This window comes from Collimonas sp. OK242 (assembly GCF_900107095.1).
Taxonomy (GTDB): domain Bacteria; phylum Pseudomonadota; class Gammaproteobacteria; order Burkholderiales; family Burkholderiaceae_D; genus Collimonas.
In genome coordinates this window covers 107,960-121,149 of record NZ_FNOR01000007.1, presented here as the reverse complement: position 1 = coordinate 121,149, position 13,190 = coordinate 107,960, and the positions used below count along the sequence as shown (strand labels likewise).

Genomic DNA, 13,190 nt, shown 5'->3' with positions numbered 1-13,190 from the left:
TAAAACTGCAAACCGATCAAAGCACATGGACTTTCACAATTTTTTCTTATTCGTACTGACGGAATTTGCGCTGTCGGCGTCGCCGGGGCCGGCGGTCATGCTGGTGGTTGCCTACGGCATCACGGTCGGCTGGAAGAAGGCGATTTTCGCCATCTTGGGGATACTTACCGCCAATGCGATCTATTTCACCATTTCGGCAACCGGCCTGGGCGCCTTGATTGTCGCCTCGCATACCTTGTTCAGCGCTGTGAAATGGCTGGGCGTGGCGTATCTGGCTTATCTCGGCTTGTCGGCAATATTCGGCCGGCCCTCCCCGATCACCGCCTCCAGGCTGGATAGCCGCAACGCCTCCGGCTGGAAAATCTGGTTCAGCGGCCTGACGCTGCAACTGGCCAATCCCAAGGCGCTGATTTTCTTCATCGCCATCTTGCCGCAATTCCTCAATCCATCCGCCAATATCCCGCTGCAAATGATGTGGCTGGCGGCCGGTTCGATCATTCCGGAGTTCTTCATCCTGATCGGCTACGCTGCCTTGGCCGGAAAAATGCAAACCATCGCCACCCGGCCGAGTTTTTCCCGGATTACCGACCGTGTCGCAGGCAGCCTGATGCTGGCGGTAGCGATGATTGTGGCCGCGATACAGCAGTAATCAGGCAAGACCGAAACGGTAAACCTGATCAGCATCCAGCCGCCGTTTCAGCACGCCGTCAAACCACAGCTTGTGCAAATGGGCCAGCGCTTCGCCCAGCGCGAAAGTCATTTGATGCGCATCCAGCGGCCGCCGGAACATGACCGGCACGATGTCGCTGGCCGACTGCGGCGCCGCCGTGCAGGCTGCCACCACTTCCGCCAGCCGTTCCCGGTGATGTTGCTGCAGCTGGTCGATACGGATCTGCAAACCGCGGAACGGCTTGCCGTGCGACGGCAGCACCAGCGTTGTGGTCGGCAGGGCGCGGTATTTTTCCAGAGAATCCATATATTGCTGGACCGGGTTCGATTCCGGCTCAATCGCAAACACCGAGACATTGGTGGAAATCCGCGGCAACACCATATCGCCCGAAATCAGCAGATCGAGGTCGGCGCAATGCAGCGCAACGTGCTCCGGTGCGTGGCCGAAGCCGGTGATCACGCGCCATTCATGCCGGCCGATGCGCAGCCGTTGCTGATCCGCCAGCCGATGATAGGCCAGCGGCACTGCGGGCACCATGTTCGGATAATAGGACTTGCGCTGAGACACCTTGGCGATGACCTCAGGATCGTGCATGCCGTGCTGTTGAAAATGCGGCAACGATGCGCTGCCGTCGGCGCCGGGCAGCGCCGCCGACATGATGCGTGCGGAGAGATATTCGCCGCCGCTCATCCACAGCGGCGCTTGCCAGCGCTGGCACAGCCAGTCGGCCAGGCCGACGTGGTCCGGATGGCAATGGGTGACCAGCACCCGCAATACCGGCAAGCCGTTAAGCTGGCTTGCAAAAATGGCATCCCAGGCGGCGCGCGTGGCGTCGTTGGCAATCCCGCAATCGACGATGGTCCAGCCGTGGCGGGTGCCTTCCTCGGTTTCGATGCTGTCTTCCAGCAGCCATAAATTGATGTGGTCCAGCGCAAACGGCAAGCCCATGCGCAGCCAGCGCACGCCGGGCGCGACTTCGAGGGTGGCGCCGCCGGCCGGCAAGGTGTCGCCGAAGGCGTAGCTGAGCTTGGCTTCGAGTGCGTTCATCGGGGGGATTCTTTCTTTTTTTGCAATGCTAGTAGTTTTTCGGTGTTTTCATTTTCCGCCAGCGCGCCTACAATGTGCTTTACGTTAACGTTAACTGCCATTGTACCTAAACCAGCATTTCTTGTTCTGCCACCCTGAGACCATGTCGACTTACACCATCACTGAACTTGCCCGCGAATTTGACATTACCCCCAGGGCGATCCGTTTTTATGAGGATCAGGGCTTGCTGAGCCCGAAGCGGGACGGCGCCGGCGGCCGCAACCGGGTGTATGCCGCCCGTGAGCGTACGCGTCTGAAGCTGACCTTGCGCGGCAAACGACTGGGGCTGACGTTGTCGGAAATCAAGAGCCTGGTCGATATGTACGATTCGCCCAAGGATTCGGCGCCCCAGCTGGAACTGTTCCTGCAGGTGCTGGCACGTCATCGCGAACATCTGGAACAGCAGCGCGAAGACATCGAAGTGACTTTGGCAGAAATTAGCGCGCACGAGGATGAGTGCCGCCGCTTGCTGGGCAGCGGCGAGCTGAGCGATCACGTCGCACCATGACTTTCCCCGCAAATCCACATAACAACTAGCCACACGCAAAATAACCAAGGAGACAACATGATCCACTTACCCGGTCTGACCTTCGATCACGGCGAAGATATCGACGCATTACGTAGTGCAATCCAGGAATTCGCCGCCGCGGAAATCGCCCCGCGCGCCGCAGAAATCGACCGTAACGACCAGTTTCCGATGGATTTATGGAAAAAAATGGGCGATCTGGGCTTGCTCGGCATCACCGCCGAAGAAGAATACGGCGGCAGCGGCATGGGTTACCTGGCGCACATCATCGCCATGGAAGAAATCTCGCGCGCCTCGGCTTCGGTCGGCCTGTCTTATGGCGCCCACTCGAACCTGTGCGTCAACCAGATCAAGCGTAACGGCAGCGCCGAGCAAAAAGCCAAATACCTGCCGAAGCTGATTTCCGGCGACCACGTCGGCGCCCTGGCGATGTCCGAGCCGAATGCCGGTTCCGACGTGGTCAGCATGAAATTGCGGGCCGAATTGAAGGGTGATCGCTGGGTGCTCAACGGCACCAAGATGTGGATCACCAACGGCCCTGACGCCGACGTGCTGGTGGTCTATGCCAAGACCGACCTGGAAGCGGGAGCGCGCGGCATGACCGCCTTCCTGATCGAAAAAAGCTTCAAGGGTTTCAGCGTGGCGCAAAAGCTGGACAAGCTCGGCATGCGCGGTTCGCACACCGGCGAGCTGGTATTCCAGGATTGCGAAGTGCCGGTGGAAAACGTGCTGGGCGGACTGGGCAAAGGCGTCAATGTGCTGATGTCCGGCCTGGATTACGAACGCACCGTTCTTTCCGGCGGCCCGCTTGGTATCATGCAGGCATGTATGGATGTGGTCGTCCCTTACGTGCATGACCGCAAGCAGTTCGGCCAGTCGATCGGCGAATTCCAGCTGATGCAGGGCAAACTGGCCGATATGTATTCGACCATGATGGCTTGCAAGGCCTATGTGTACGCCGTCGGCCAGGCTTGCGACCGCGCCAGGACGCCGGCTGCGGCCAGGGCCTTGCGCAAGGATGCGGCCGGGGCGATCTTGTATTCGGCCGAAAAGGCTACCTGGATGGCAGGCGAAGCGATCCAGGCGCTGGGCGGCAACGGCTACATCAACGAATATCCGGTGGGACGCCTGTGGCGCGACGCCAAACTGTACGAAATCGGCGCCGGCACCAGCGAAATCCGCCGTATGCTGATCGGCCGCGAACTGTTTGCGGAAACCTGCTGATTAATGGCATTTTTGATATGAGGGCAACAGCGTCAAGAACATGACTTCACTGCATATTCACACAGCATTGCTGCGGCACCCGCAACTTTCCATCGCACTCGGCAAGCAAGTCTTGCTGAAGATGGAAAACACCCAGCCGGCCGGCTCATTCAAGCTGCGCGGGATAGGCTTGCTGTGCCAGCGCGCGGTGGCCGGCGGCGCCAGCCTCCTGGTTTGCCCCTCGGGCGGCAATGCGGGCTTTGCGGCGGCGTTTGCCGGTGCGGCGCTGGGCGTCAAGACGACTATCGTGGTGCCGCAAACCACCGCCGCAGAAGTTTGCCAGCGCATCCGCGATATCGGCGCCGAGGTGATCGTTCACGGCAGCGTCTGGGATGAAGCCAACCAGCTGGCGCTGAAGCTGTGCCAACAGCCTGGCAGCGTCTACATCCCACCCTTCGATCACCCCGATATCTGGGACGGCAACGCCACCATGATCGACGAAGCGGTGCTGCAGGCGCGCGAGCTCGGCGTTGATTTCGACGTCGTTATCTGCTCGGTCGGCGGCGGCGGTCTGATGAGCGGCGTGTTGAGCGGTCTGCATCGCAACGGCTTGCCGCAGATCCCCTTGATCGCAGTAGAAACCGAAGGCGCCGCTTCACTGAACGCCGCGGTGCGCGCCGGCGAGCTGGTGACCTTGCCGGCGATTACCTCGATTGCGTCCACCCTGGCCGCCAAACGCGTGGCCGATGAATGTTTTGCCTGGACCCGGCGGCATGAAGTGCACAGCGTAGTGGTCAGCGACGCCCAGGCGGTCGCCGCCGCGTTGGCATTTGCCGATCAGATGCGCACGCTGGTGGAGCCCGCATGCGGCGCGGCGCTGGCCGTGGCCTATGAAAAACTGCCGGTGCTGGCGCCGTATCAGCGGCCGTTGATTGTAGTCTGCGGCGGCATCGGCGTCAGCCTGGCGATGCTAGCCGGCTGGAAGGAGCGGTTCGCGCTGTGATTACGTCGGCAAACTTTCCAAAATTACTGTCGTCGCAGATCGCTTTCGATACTGCGCGCATGATATTGGACGGTTTCGACAAGCATTACCGTTTGTTCCGCGAAGCCAGCGTGCTGGCCAAGCTGCATTTCGAAAGTGCCGACTGGAAAACCGCGCAACTCGCCGCGCGCGAGCGCATCGGTTTCTACGATGCGCGCGTGCATGAATGCGTGCGCGCGCTGGAAGACGAATACGACCAAAGCGATCTGACCGACGAGGTCTGGCGCGAGGTGAAGCTGCATTACATCGGCATGCTGACCGACCACAAGCAGCCGGAGCTGGCCGAGACCTTCTTCAACTCGGTCTGTTGCAACATCCTGCATCGCGCCTATTTCCACAACGATTTCATTTTCGTGCGGCCGGCAGTGTCGACTGAATACATCGACACCGACGAGGCCTTGCCCACCTACCGGGTGTACTACCCGTCCAAGGACGGCCTGCATTACACGCTCAAGCGCCTGATTACCAACTTCCAGCTGCAGCGGCCGTTCGCCGACCTTGACCGCGACGTTTCAATGGCAGAAGAGCGCATAGCGCAAGCCTTCGGCAGCGTCGCGCTGGAGCCGAATCACCAGATCCAGGTGCTGTCGAACCTGTTCTACCGTAACAAGGGCGCTTACGTGGTCGGCAAGATGATCAACGGCCCGCGCGAGTATCCGTTTGTGGTGCCCATTCTGCATGACCGGGATGGCAAGCTGGTGCTGGATGCCGTGCTGTTCGACACCAAGATACTGACGGTGCTGTTCTCTTTCACGCGCGCTTATTTCATGGTCGACATGGAAGTGCCGTCAGCCTATGTACAGTTTCTGCGCAGCCTGTTGCCGAACAAGCCGCGCAGCGAAATCTACACCATCCTGGGTTTGCAAAAACTCGGCAAGGCACTGTTTTATCGCGATTTCCTGCGCCATCTGCGGCACTCGTCGGATCGTTTTGAAATCGCTCCCGGGATTCGCGGCCTGGTGATGGTGGTATTCGCCTTGCCGTCGTTTCCCTACGTGTTCAAGGTCATCAAGGATTATTTCCCGGCGCCGAAGGAAACCACCAATGCGCTGGTCAAGGAAAAATACCTGCTGGTCAAGCATCATGATCGCGTTGGCCGCATGGCCGATACGCTGGAATATTCCAGCGTGGCGTTTCCGCGCGCGCGTTTCGCCGACGAACTGTTAGCCGAATTGAAGCAGGTAGCGCCGTCGGTGGTCGAAGAAGATGGCGACGAAATCATCATCAAGCATCTGTATATCGAACGGCGCATGGTGCCGCTGAATATCTATCTGAACAACGCCGAGAAAAACAACGACCAGGCCGCGCTGGAACACGGCATCACAGAATACGGCAACGCCATCAAGGAACTGGTCGCGGCGAATATCTTCCCTGGCGACATGTTGTACAAAAATTTTGGCGTGACGCGTCACAATCGTGTCGTGTTTTACGACTATGATGAGATTGAATACATTACCGACTGCAATTTCAGGACTATCCCGCAGCCGCGTAACGAGGAAGACGAAATGTCCGCCGAGCCCTGGTATTCCATCGCCAAGAACGATGTCTTTCCGGAACAATTCGGTGTATTTCTTCTCGGGAATCAAAACGTCAGGAAATACTTTATCAAGCATCATGCGGATCTATTGACCCAGCAATATTGGCAGCAACACAAGCAGCACATTCTTGAGGGGCATTTCGACGATGTATTCCCGTATCCGCAGGAATGTCGTTTTACCTACGCACAAAGTTGATTGACCGGTAACAGACGCAGTAAATTGAAGCATCCGAACCACTCGAACCATTTTATTTTTGACCAACCAGGCAGCCAAGCCGTTTGCGTGAATCACGGGGAATAGCCAGTGACTCCTGAAGCGGCTTACAACGTTGTCGTAATCTGGAGAAGTAACATGAATGATCCTATCGTTATCGTCGGTGCAGCACGTACTCCAATGGGTGCGTTTCAGGGTGATTTTTCGGCATTGACCGCCAGTGACCTGGGCGCCGTGGCGATCAAGGCTGCAGTTGAGCGCGCCGGGCTGAAGCCGGAGCAGGTCGATGGCGTGTTGTTCGGCAATGTGTTGCAAGCCGGCCAAGGCCAGGCGCCGGCGCGGCAGGCAACCATCAAAGCCGGTTTGCCGGTTTCTACCAATGCGGCCACCATCTCCAAGGTGTGCGGCTCGGCGATGCAAGCCACGATGTTCGCTTTCGATGCCTTGCTGGCAGGGACCAATGAAGTGGTGGTCGCCGGCGGCATGGAATCGATGACCAACGCGCCTTACCTGATTCCAAAGGGACGCAGCGGCTATCGCATCGGCCACGCCATGATTTTCGACCACATGATGCTGGACGGCCTGGAAGATGCATACTCCAAGGGCGACAACGGCGGCGGCCGTTCGATGGGTACTTTCGGCGAAGAATGCGCCGCCAAATACCATTTCAGCCGTGCCGACCAGGATGCGTTTGCGATCGCCTCGGTACAGCGCGCACAAGCCGCCACGGCCGACGGTTCCTTCAAGTGGGAAATCGCGCCGGTGACCGTCACCAGCCGCGCCGGCGAAGTGGTGATCGACAAGGACGAAGGTCCGCAAAAGGCCAAGATCGACAAGATCCCGTCGCTGCGCGCAGCGTTCAAGAAAGACGGCACTATCACGGCGGCTTCGTCGTCCTCCATCAACGACGGCGCCGCAGCGCTGGTGCTGATGCGCGAATCGACCGCCAAGAAACTCGGCTGCACGCCGATTGCCCGCATTCTCGGCCATGCCAGCCATTCGCAAGAACCGGAATGGTTCACTACCGCACCGGTAGGCGCGATTGAAAAGCTGTACAAGAAAGTCGGCTGGAAGAACAGCGACGTTGATCTGTACGAAATCAACGAAGCCTTTGCCGTGGTGCCGATGGCAGCGATGAAGGAACACGATATTCCGCACGACAAGATCAATGTCCACGGCGGCGCTTGTGCCCTCGGCCATCCGATCGGCGCTTCCGGTGCGCGCATCATCGTCACTCTGCTGGGCGCCTTGAAGGCAAAGGGCGGCAAGCGTGGCGTGGCATCGTTGTGCATCGGCGGCGGCGAAGGTACCGCCATCGCAGTCGAACTGGTTTGAGGGCTTACACGTAACAAGTCCTGATGTAGCTGAGTAGCAGGCATCAAATGGATCAGCGGTTTTCGCGGGTTTTCCGCGAATTCACGCTGATCTTTGTTATGGGTCTTCGTGAATTGCAATTTAAGCAAGCAAGTGGGCGCTGGATTTGCTCACTACGTGATTGGCAGTAGCCGCAATAACCGCAATAGTTCTTACCATTTCAGACAGGGTATAAAAAGATGGCTGCCGCAATTGATTTCTACTTTGATTTTTCCTCTCCGTACGGCTATTTCGCCGCCACCCGTATCGACGCGCTGGCGGAAAAATACAAGCGCGATGTCGATTGGCATCCGATCCTGCTGGGCCCGGTATTCAAGACCACCGGCTCCTCACCCTTGCCGCAAGTACCGATCAAGGGTGATTACTCGTTCCACGATTTCGAACGCAGCGCGCGCTTTCACGGCATCCCGTACAAGCGTCCCGGGGCTTTCCCGATTGCCACCCAGGCAGCGGCGCGCGCCGTGCTGTGGGTACGTGGCAAACAGGGCGAAGACAAGGCCATCAAGTACGCCAAGCAGATTTACAAAGCGTATTTTGTCGACGGCACGAATATCGCCGAGCCGATGAATTTGCTTGAAATCGGCCACCACAGCGGCATCGACACCACCGGCCTGAGCGACGGCATCAACAGCTTGCCGATCAAGAGTCAGCTCAAAGCGGAAGTCGATCTGGCGATGGCGCGCGGTGTGTTCGGTTCGCCGTTTGTGATTGTCGATGGCGAGTCGTTCTGGGGTTTCGACCGTTTCGATCAACTCGAAGCATTCCTGAGGGATGGCAAGATTTGAAGAATAAGGTAGATGATTGTCCTTGCGGCGGCGATTACGCACAATGCTGCGGCCGCTACCACAGCGGCAGCGAGGCGGCGCCGACCGCACTGGCGCTGATGCGCTCGCGCTACAGCGCCTACGTCATGGACAACGGTGCATATTTGCAAGCGACCTGGCATCGCAGTACCAGGCCGGCCGAGCCGATTGTGGCCGAAGCCGGGCAGAAATGGCTGGGCCTCGAGGTGCGCAGGCATGAGGCCGACGGCGACAGCGCCATCGTGGAATTTGTGGCGCGTTACAAGATCGGCGGCCGTGCGCAGCGCTTGCACGAAGTCAGCCGCTTTGTGCGCGAGAGTGAGCCTGGCACAGAAGACCAGCCACGCTGGTTTTATGTCGATGGCAGTTTCCCAGAAAAATAAAAATCATTGCGGGAAGCATTAGCGGGTCCTAACAGGAGACAAGACTATGAAACAACTGAATTCCAGCATCGATCGCGGCAGCCAGGAGTTGCCGCTGATCGAACAGACCATCGGCCGCTTTTTCGACGAGATGGTGGAGCGGGTCGCCGACAATGATGCGCTGGTATCGCGTCATCAGCAGATCCGGCTCAGCTATCGGCAACTGCAAAGCCAGGCCCGGCAGCTGGCCAGCGCCATGCTCAAAATTGGGCTGCAGCCGGGCGACCGTATCGGCATCTGGTCGCACAACAATGCCGAGTGGCTGCTGACGCAGCTGGCCACGGCCTACGCCGGCGTCGTGCTGGTGAATATCAATCCGGCCTATCGCGTCAGCGAGCTGGAGTATGCGCTCAACAATGTCGGCTGCAAGGCCCTGATCTCGATGACCAGTTTCAAGAGCAGCGATTATCTGGACATGATCCGCACGCTGGCGCCTGAACTCGAACACGCCGCTGCGGGCAGCTTGCAGGCAGCACGTCTGCCGACTTTGAAAACCGTGATCCAGCTTGGCCGCGATGCGGCGCCGGGCATGCTGCGTTTTGCCGACTTTATCGCCAGCGGCGATCCGTCCGATCCGCGGCTGGCGGAGATCGCCAAGCAATTGCAAGCCGGCGATCCCATCAACATCCAGTTCACCAGCGGCACTACCGGCTTTCCGAAAGGCGCGACGCTGACCCATCGCAATATCCTTAACAACGGATTCTTCATTGGCGAAGCGATGAAGCTGACGGCACAGGACCGGCTCTGCATCCCTGTGCCTTTGTATCATTGCTTTGGCATGGTGCTCGGCAATCTGGCCTGCCTGACGCACGGCGCCACGATTGTTTATCCGAACGACGGCTTCGAACCGTTGTCGGTGCTGCAGGCAGTACAGGAAGAACGCTGCACCGGCTTGCATGGCGTGCCGACCATGTTCATCGCAGAGCTGGATCATCCACGCTTTGCCGAATTCGATCTGTCGACGCTGCGCACCGGCATCATGGCCGGTTCGCCCTGTCCGATTGAAGTGATGAAGCGTGTGGTGCGCGACATGCATCTGGAACAGATCACCATCGCCTACGGCATGACCGAAACCAGCCCGGTCAGCTGTCAGAGCATGACCGATACGCCGCTCGAGAAACGCGTTTCTACCGTTGGCCAGGTGCAGCCGCACCTGCAGGTAAAGATCATCGATCCGGAATCGGGCGCGATCATGCCCATCGGCAGCTCCGGCGAGCTATGCACCCACGGTTATTCGGTGATGCACGGTTATTGGGGCGATGCAGAAAAGACGCGCGAAGCGATCGACCGCGAAGGCTGGATGCATACCGGCGATCTGGCGACCATGGATGCCGAAGGCTACGTCAATATCGTCGGCCGCATGAAGGACATGGTGATACGCGGCGGCGAGAATATCTATCCGCGCGAGATCGAAGAATTTTTATATCGTCATCCGGCGATCCAGGATGTGCAGGTGGTCGGCGTGCCGGACCAGAAATACGGCGAAGAATTATGCGCCTGGATTATCTTGCGCCCCGGCCAAACCGCGGACGAACAAGCTGTGCGTGATTTCTGCCAAGGCCAGATCGCGCACTACAAGGTGCCGCGCTATATCCGCTTTGTCGATGCCTTCCCGATGACGGTGACCGGTAAGATACAGAAATTCAAGATCCGCGAAGCGATGAAAGACGAGTTGAACCTCAACGACATCCACACCGCATAAAAATCGTTCCAAAAGAATGGTTCAAAATACTAGACACAAAGGACATCGCAATGCCCCAGTTAGAAAGCAAGCTGAACACACGCAGCGAAGAATTCCAGGAAAATGCCAGCGCGCTCAATTTGCTGGTTGACGATTTGCGCCAGAAAGTCGCGCAGATCGCCGAGGGCGGCGGCGACGCTGCACGCAAGAAGCACGTGGCGCGCGGCAAATTGCTGCCGCGTGAGCGGGTGCAGATGCTGCTTGATCCTGGCACGCCGTTCATGGAGTTTTCCCAGCTGGCGGCTTATCACGTCTACAAAGACAAAGATGGCAGCGATGCTGCGCCCGCCGCCGGGGTGATTACCGGCATCGGCCGTATCGCGGGGCAGGAATGCGTGGTGGTCTGCAATGACGCAACAGTCAAAGGCGGCACCTACTATCCGCTCAGCGTCAAAAAGCATTTGCGGGCGCAGGAAATCGCCGAACAAAACAATCTGCCTTGCATCTACCTGGTCGATAGCGGCGGCGCCAACTTGCCGAACCAGGATGAAGTGTTCCCCGATCGTGACCATTTCGGCCGCATCTTCTACAACCAGGCCAACCTGTCGGCCAAAGGCATTCCGCAAATCGCGGTGGTGATGGGTTCGTGTACTGCCGGCGGCGCCTATGTGCCGGCGATGAGCGACGAGTCGATCATCGTCAAGAACCAGGGCACGATTTTCCTGGCCGGCCCGCCACTGGTAAAAGCCGCGACCGGCGAAGTGGTGAGCGCCGAAGACCTGGGCGGCGGCGATGTCCACACCCGCCTGTCCGGCGTGGCCGATCATCTGGCGCAAAACGATATGCACGCCTTGTCGCTGGCGCGCACCATCGTCTCCAACCTGAATCGCCAGAAACCGCAAGGTCCGCTGCTGCGTCCGGTAGTCGAACCCAAGTATCCGGCCCATGAACTGTATGGCGTTATTCCGCTCGATACCCGCAAACCGTTCGATGTACGTGAGGTGATCGCGCGCATCGTCGACGGCAGCGAATTCGATGAATTCAAGGCGCGCTACGGCACCACGCTGATTTGCGGCTTCGCCCATATCTACGGCATGCCGGTCGGCATCGTCGCCAACAACGGCATTCTGTTTTCAGAAGCGGCCGTGAAAGGCACTCACTTCATCGAACTCTGCTCGCAGCGCAAGATTCCGCTGGTGTTCCTGCAAAACATCACCGGCTTCATGGTCGGCCGCCGCTACGAAAACGAAGGCATCGCCCGTAACGGCGCCAAGATGGTGACGGCGGTGGCAACCACTGCCGTACCTAAGCTGACGGTGATCATCGGCGGCAGCTTCGGCGCCGGCAACTACGGCATGTGCGGCCGCGCCTATTCGCCGCGTTTCCTGTGGATGTGGCCGAATGCCCGTATCTCGGTGATGGGTGGCGAACAGGCTGCCGGCGTGCTGGCAACCGTCAAGCGCGACGGCATCGAAGGCAAGGGCGGCAGCTGGAGCGCGGAAGAAGAAGAAGCTTTCAAAAAACCGATTCGCGATCAGTACGAACATCAAGGCCATCCGTATTACGCCTCTGCACGCTTGTGGGACGACGGCGTGATCGATCCGGCCGATACGCGCCGGGTGCTGGGGCTGGGCTTGAGCGCAGCCTTGAATGCGCCGATTGCGGAGACAAAGTTTGGCGTGTTCCGGATGTAAAACCCCATAGCGAACAGAAAACCATCGTGCCGCCATGGGTCATGCCTGTCCGGAGCTGGATCTTATTTATTGGGCCGTAGCGATGCGGCAAGCGGAGATGAACAAGTGACTTATCAGACATTGACAATACAGCATGCGTCGCAGGTGGCTACTGTCGCCCTCAATCGGCCGGAAGTACGTAATGCCTTCAACGAGACCATGATTGCCGAAATCACGCACGCCTTTGTCGAATTGGGCAGCAACGCCGGAGTCAGGGTGATCGTGCTGGCCGCGAATGGCGCGGCGTTCTGCGCCGGCGGCGATCTCAATTGGATGAAGGCTATGGCGGATTACACGCCTGAGCAGAATCGCGCCGATGCCGCCCAGCTGGCGACCATGCTGCGCACCATCTATCAATGCCCGAAGCCGGTGATCGCCAAGGTGCAGGGCGATTGCTATGCCGGCGGACTTGGCCTGGTGGCTGCCTGCGACATCGTGGCGGCGGTGGATACGGCGCAGTTCTGCCTGTCGGAAGTGAAGATAGGCTTGATTCCGGCAACCATCTCGCCCTATGTCATCAAGGCCATCGGCGAGTCGGCGGCGCGCCGCTACTTTATTACTGCAGAACGATTTTCTGCCGAAACTGCGCAAAAGCTCGGCCTGGTGCATGAGATGGTTTCTGCAGAGAAATTGGATGAAAGCGTGAGTTTGTTGCTCAAGGCGTTATTGGCGGCCAGCCCCAACGCCGTCACCGAAGCCAAGCGACTGGTGCGCGCGATTGCAGGCCAGCCGCTGACGGAGGCGCTGATTGCCGGTACGGTCGACGAGATCGCCAAAATCCGCGCTTCCACCGAAGGACGGGAGGGCGTACGCGCCTTCCTGGAGAAGCGCAAACCGTCCTGGCTGCAGTGAGCGCGCCGTGATCACATACAATCTCGTCCTTGCAGAGATTTAAATGT

Annotated in this window: 12 protein-coding genes; 11 read left to right on the top strand and 1 reads right to left on the bottom strand. The window is 58.7% G+C overall.

The genetic code is table 11. The annotated features are described in order from the left end of the window. The first annotated feature begins 25 nt into the window (after positions 1-25). Entirely contained in the window at positions 26-649 is a 624-nt protein-coding gene (locus BLV81_RS09190; RefSeq protein WP_092354627.1) for a LysE family translocator, read from the top strand. Here BLV81_RS09190 and BLV81_RS09185 read toward each other — a convergent pair whose 3' ends face one another. Next, complete coding sequence (locus BLV81_RS09185; RefSeq protein WP_092354624.1) at positions 650-1,717, bottom strand: MBL fold metallo-hydrolase; 1,068 nt, start codon at positions 1,715-1,717, stop codon at positions 650-652. A 142-nt stretch (positions 1,718-1,859) separates the two neighbouring features. On the opposite strand from BLV81_RS09185, the gene BLV81_RS09180 reads away from it, so the two are divergent. From BLV81_RS09180 to BLV81_RS09135, 10 genes are all read left to right on the top strand, one after another. Continuing rightward, positions 1,860-2,264 (top strand): MerR family transcriptional regulator, encoded by a 405-nt coding sequence (locus tag BLV81_RS09180; protein WP_092354621.1) that lies wholly within the window; start codon positions 1,860-1,862, stop codon positions 2,262-2,264. A gap of 57 nt (positions 2,265-2,321) precedes the next feature. Then, positions 2,322-3,506: an isovaleryl-CoA dehydrogenase gene (locus BLV81_RS09175; RefSeq protein ID WP_092354618.1), complete on the top strand. Its 1,185-nt coding sequence runs from the start codon at positions 2,322-2,324 to the stop codon at positions 3,504-3,506. 40 nt (positions 3,507-3,546) lie between these two features. Beyond that, positions 3,547-4,488 carry a pyridoxal-phosphate dependent enzyme gene (locus BLV81_RS09170; protein WP_092354615.1) on the top strand — a complete coding sequence of 314 codons (942 nt, stop codon included), beginning with the start codon at positions 3,547-3,549 and terminating at the stop codon, positions 4,486-4,488. After that, complete coding sequence (aceK, locus tag BLV81_RS09165) at positions 4,488-6,260, top strand: bifunctional isocitrate dehydrogenase kinase/phosphatase (RefSeq protein ID WP_092355051.1); 1,773 nt, start codon at positions 4,488-4,490, stop codon at positions 6,258-6,260. The genes BLV81_RS09170 and aceK overlap by 1 nt, the downstream gene beginning before the upstream one ends. Before the next feature lie 156 nt (positions 6,261-6,416). Continuing rightward, the gene (locus BLV81_RS09160; protein WP_092354612.1) at positions 6,417-7,613 is read left to right on the top strand and encodes an acetyl-CoA C-acetyltransferase; all 1,197 of its coding nucleotides are present in this window, start codon (positions 6,417-6,419) and stop codon (positions 7,611-7,613) included. 218 nt (positions 7,614-7,831) lie between these two features. Next, on the top strand, positions 7,832-8,437 hold the full coding sequence (locus BLV81_RS09155; protein WP_092354609.1) for a 2-hydroxychromene-2-carboxylate isomerase: 606 nt from the start codon (positions 7,832-7,834) through the stop codon (positions 8,435-8,437). Continuing rightward, positions 8,434-8,838, top strand: coding sequence for a YchJ family protein (locus BLV81_RS09150; protein WP_092354606.1), 405 nt, complete (start codon positions 8,434-8,436; stop codon positions 8,836-8,838). Before BLV81_RS09155 ends, BLV81_RS09150 begins: the two co-directional genes overlap by 4 nt. Before the next feature lie 46 nt (positions 8,839-8,884). Further along, entirely contained in the window at positions 8,885-10,579 is a 1,695-nt protein-coding gene (locus tag BLV81_RS09145) for an AMP-binding protein (RefSeq protein WP_092354603.1), read from the top strand. Positions 10,580-10,629: 50 nt separating this feature from the next. After that, complete coding sequence (locus tag BLV81_RS09140; RefSeq protein ID WP_092354600.1) at positions 10,630-12,252, top strand: carboxyl transferase domain-containing protein; 1,623 nt, start codon at positions 10,630-10,632, stop codon at positions 12,250-12,252. Positions 12,253-12,357: 105 nt separating this feature from the next. Next, positions 12,358-13,143, top strand: coding sequence for an enoyl-CoA hydratase/isomerase family protein (locus tag BLV81_RS09135; protein ID WP_092355048.1), 786 nt, complete (start codon positions 12,358-12,360; stop codon positions 13,141-13,143). Positions 13,144-13,190: the final 47 nt, after the last annotated feature.

Bases quoted from the DNA above. Each gene is read 5' to 3' on its own strand.
- BLV81_RS09190 (WP_092354627.1), top strand. From the start codon at position 26: ATGGACTTTCACAATTTTTTCTTATTCGTACTGACGGAATTTGCGCTG.
- BLV81_RS09185 (WP_092354624.1), bottom strand. From the start codon at position 1,717: ATGAACGCACTCGAAGCCAAGCTCAGCTACGCCTTCGGCGACACCTTG.
- BLV81_RS09180 (WP_092354621.1), top strand. From the start codon at position 1,860: ATGTCGACTTACACCATCACTGAACTTGCCCGCGAATTTGACATTACC.
- BLV81_RS09175 (WP_092354618.1), top strand. From the start codon at position 2,322: ATGATCCACTTACCCGGTCTGACCTTCGATCACGGCGAAGATATCGAC.
- BLV81_RS09170 (WP_092354615.1), top strand. From the start codon at position 3,547: ATGACTTCACTGCATATTCACACAGCATTGCTGCGGCACCCGCAACTT.
- BLV81_RS09160 (WP_092354612.1), top strand. From the start codon at position 6,417: ATGAATGATCCTATCGTTATCGTCGGTGCAGCACGTACTCCAATGGGT.
- BLV81_RS09155 (WP_092354609.1), top strand. From the start codon at position 7,832: ATGGCTGCCGCAATTGATTTCTACTTTGATTTTTCCTCTCCGTACGGC.
- BLV81_RS09145 (WP_092354603.1), top strand. From the start codon at position 8,885: ATGAAACAACTGAATTCCAGCATCGATCGCGGCAGCCAGGAGTTGCCG.
- BLV81_RS09140 (WP_092354600.1), top strand. From the start codon at position 10,630: ATGCCCCAGTTAGAAAGCAAGCTGAACACACGCAGCGAAGAATTCCAG.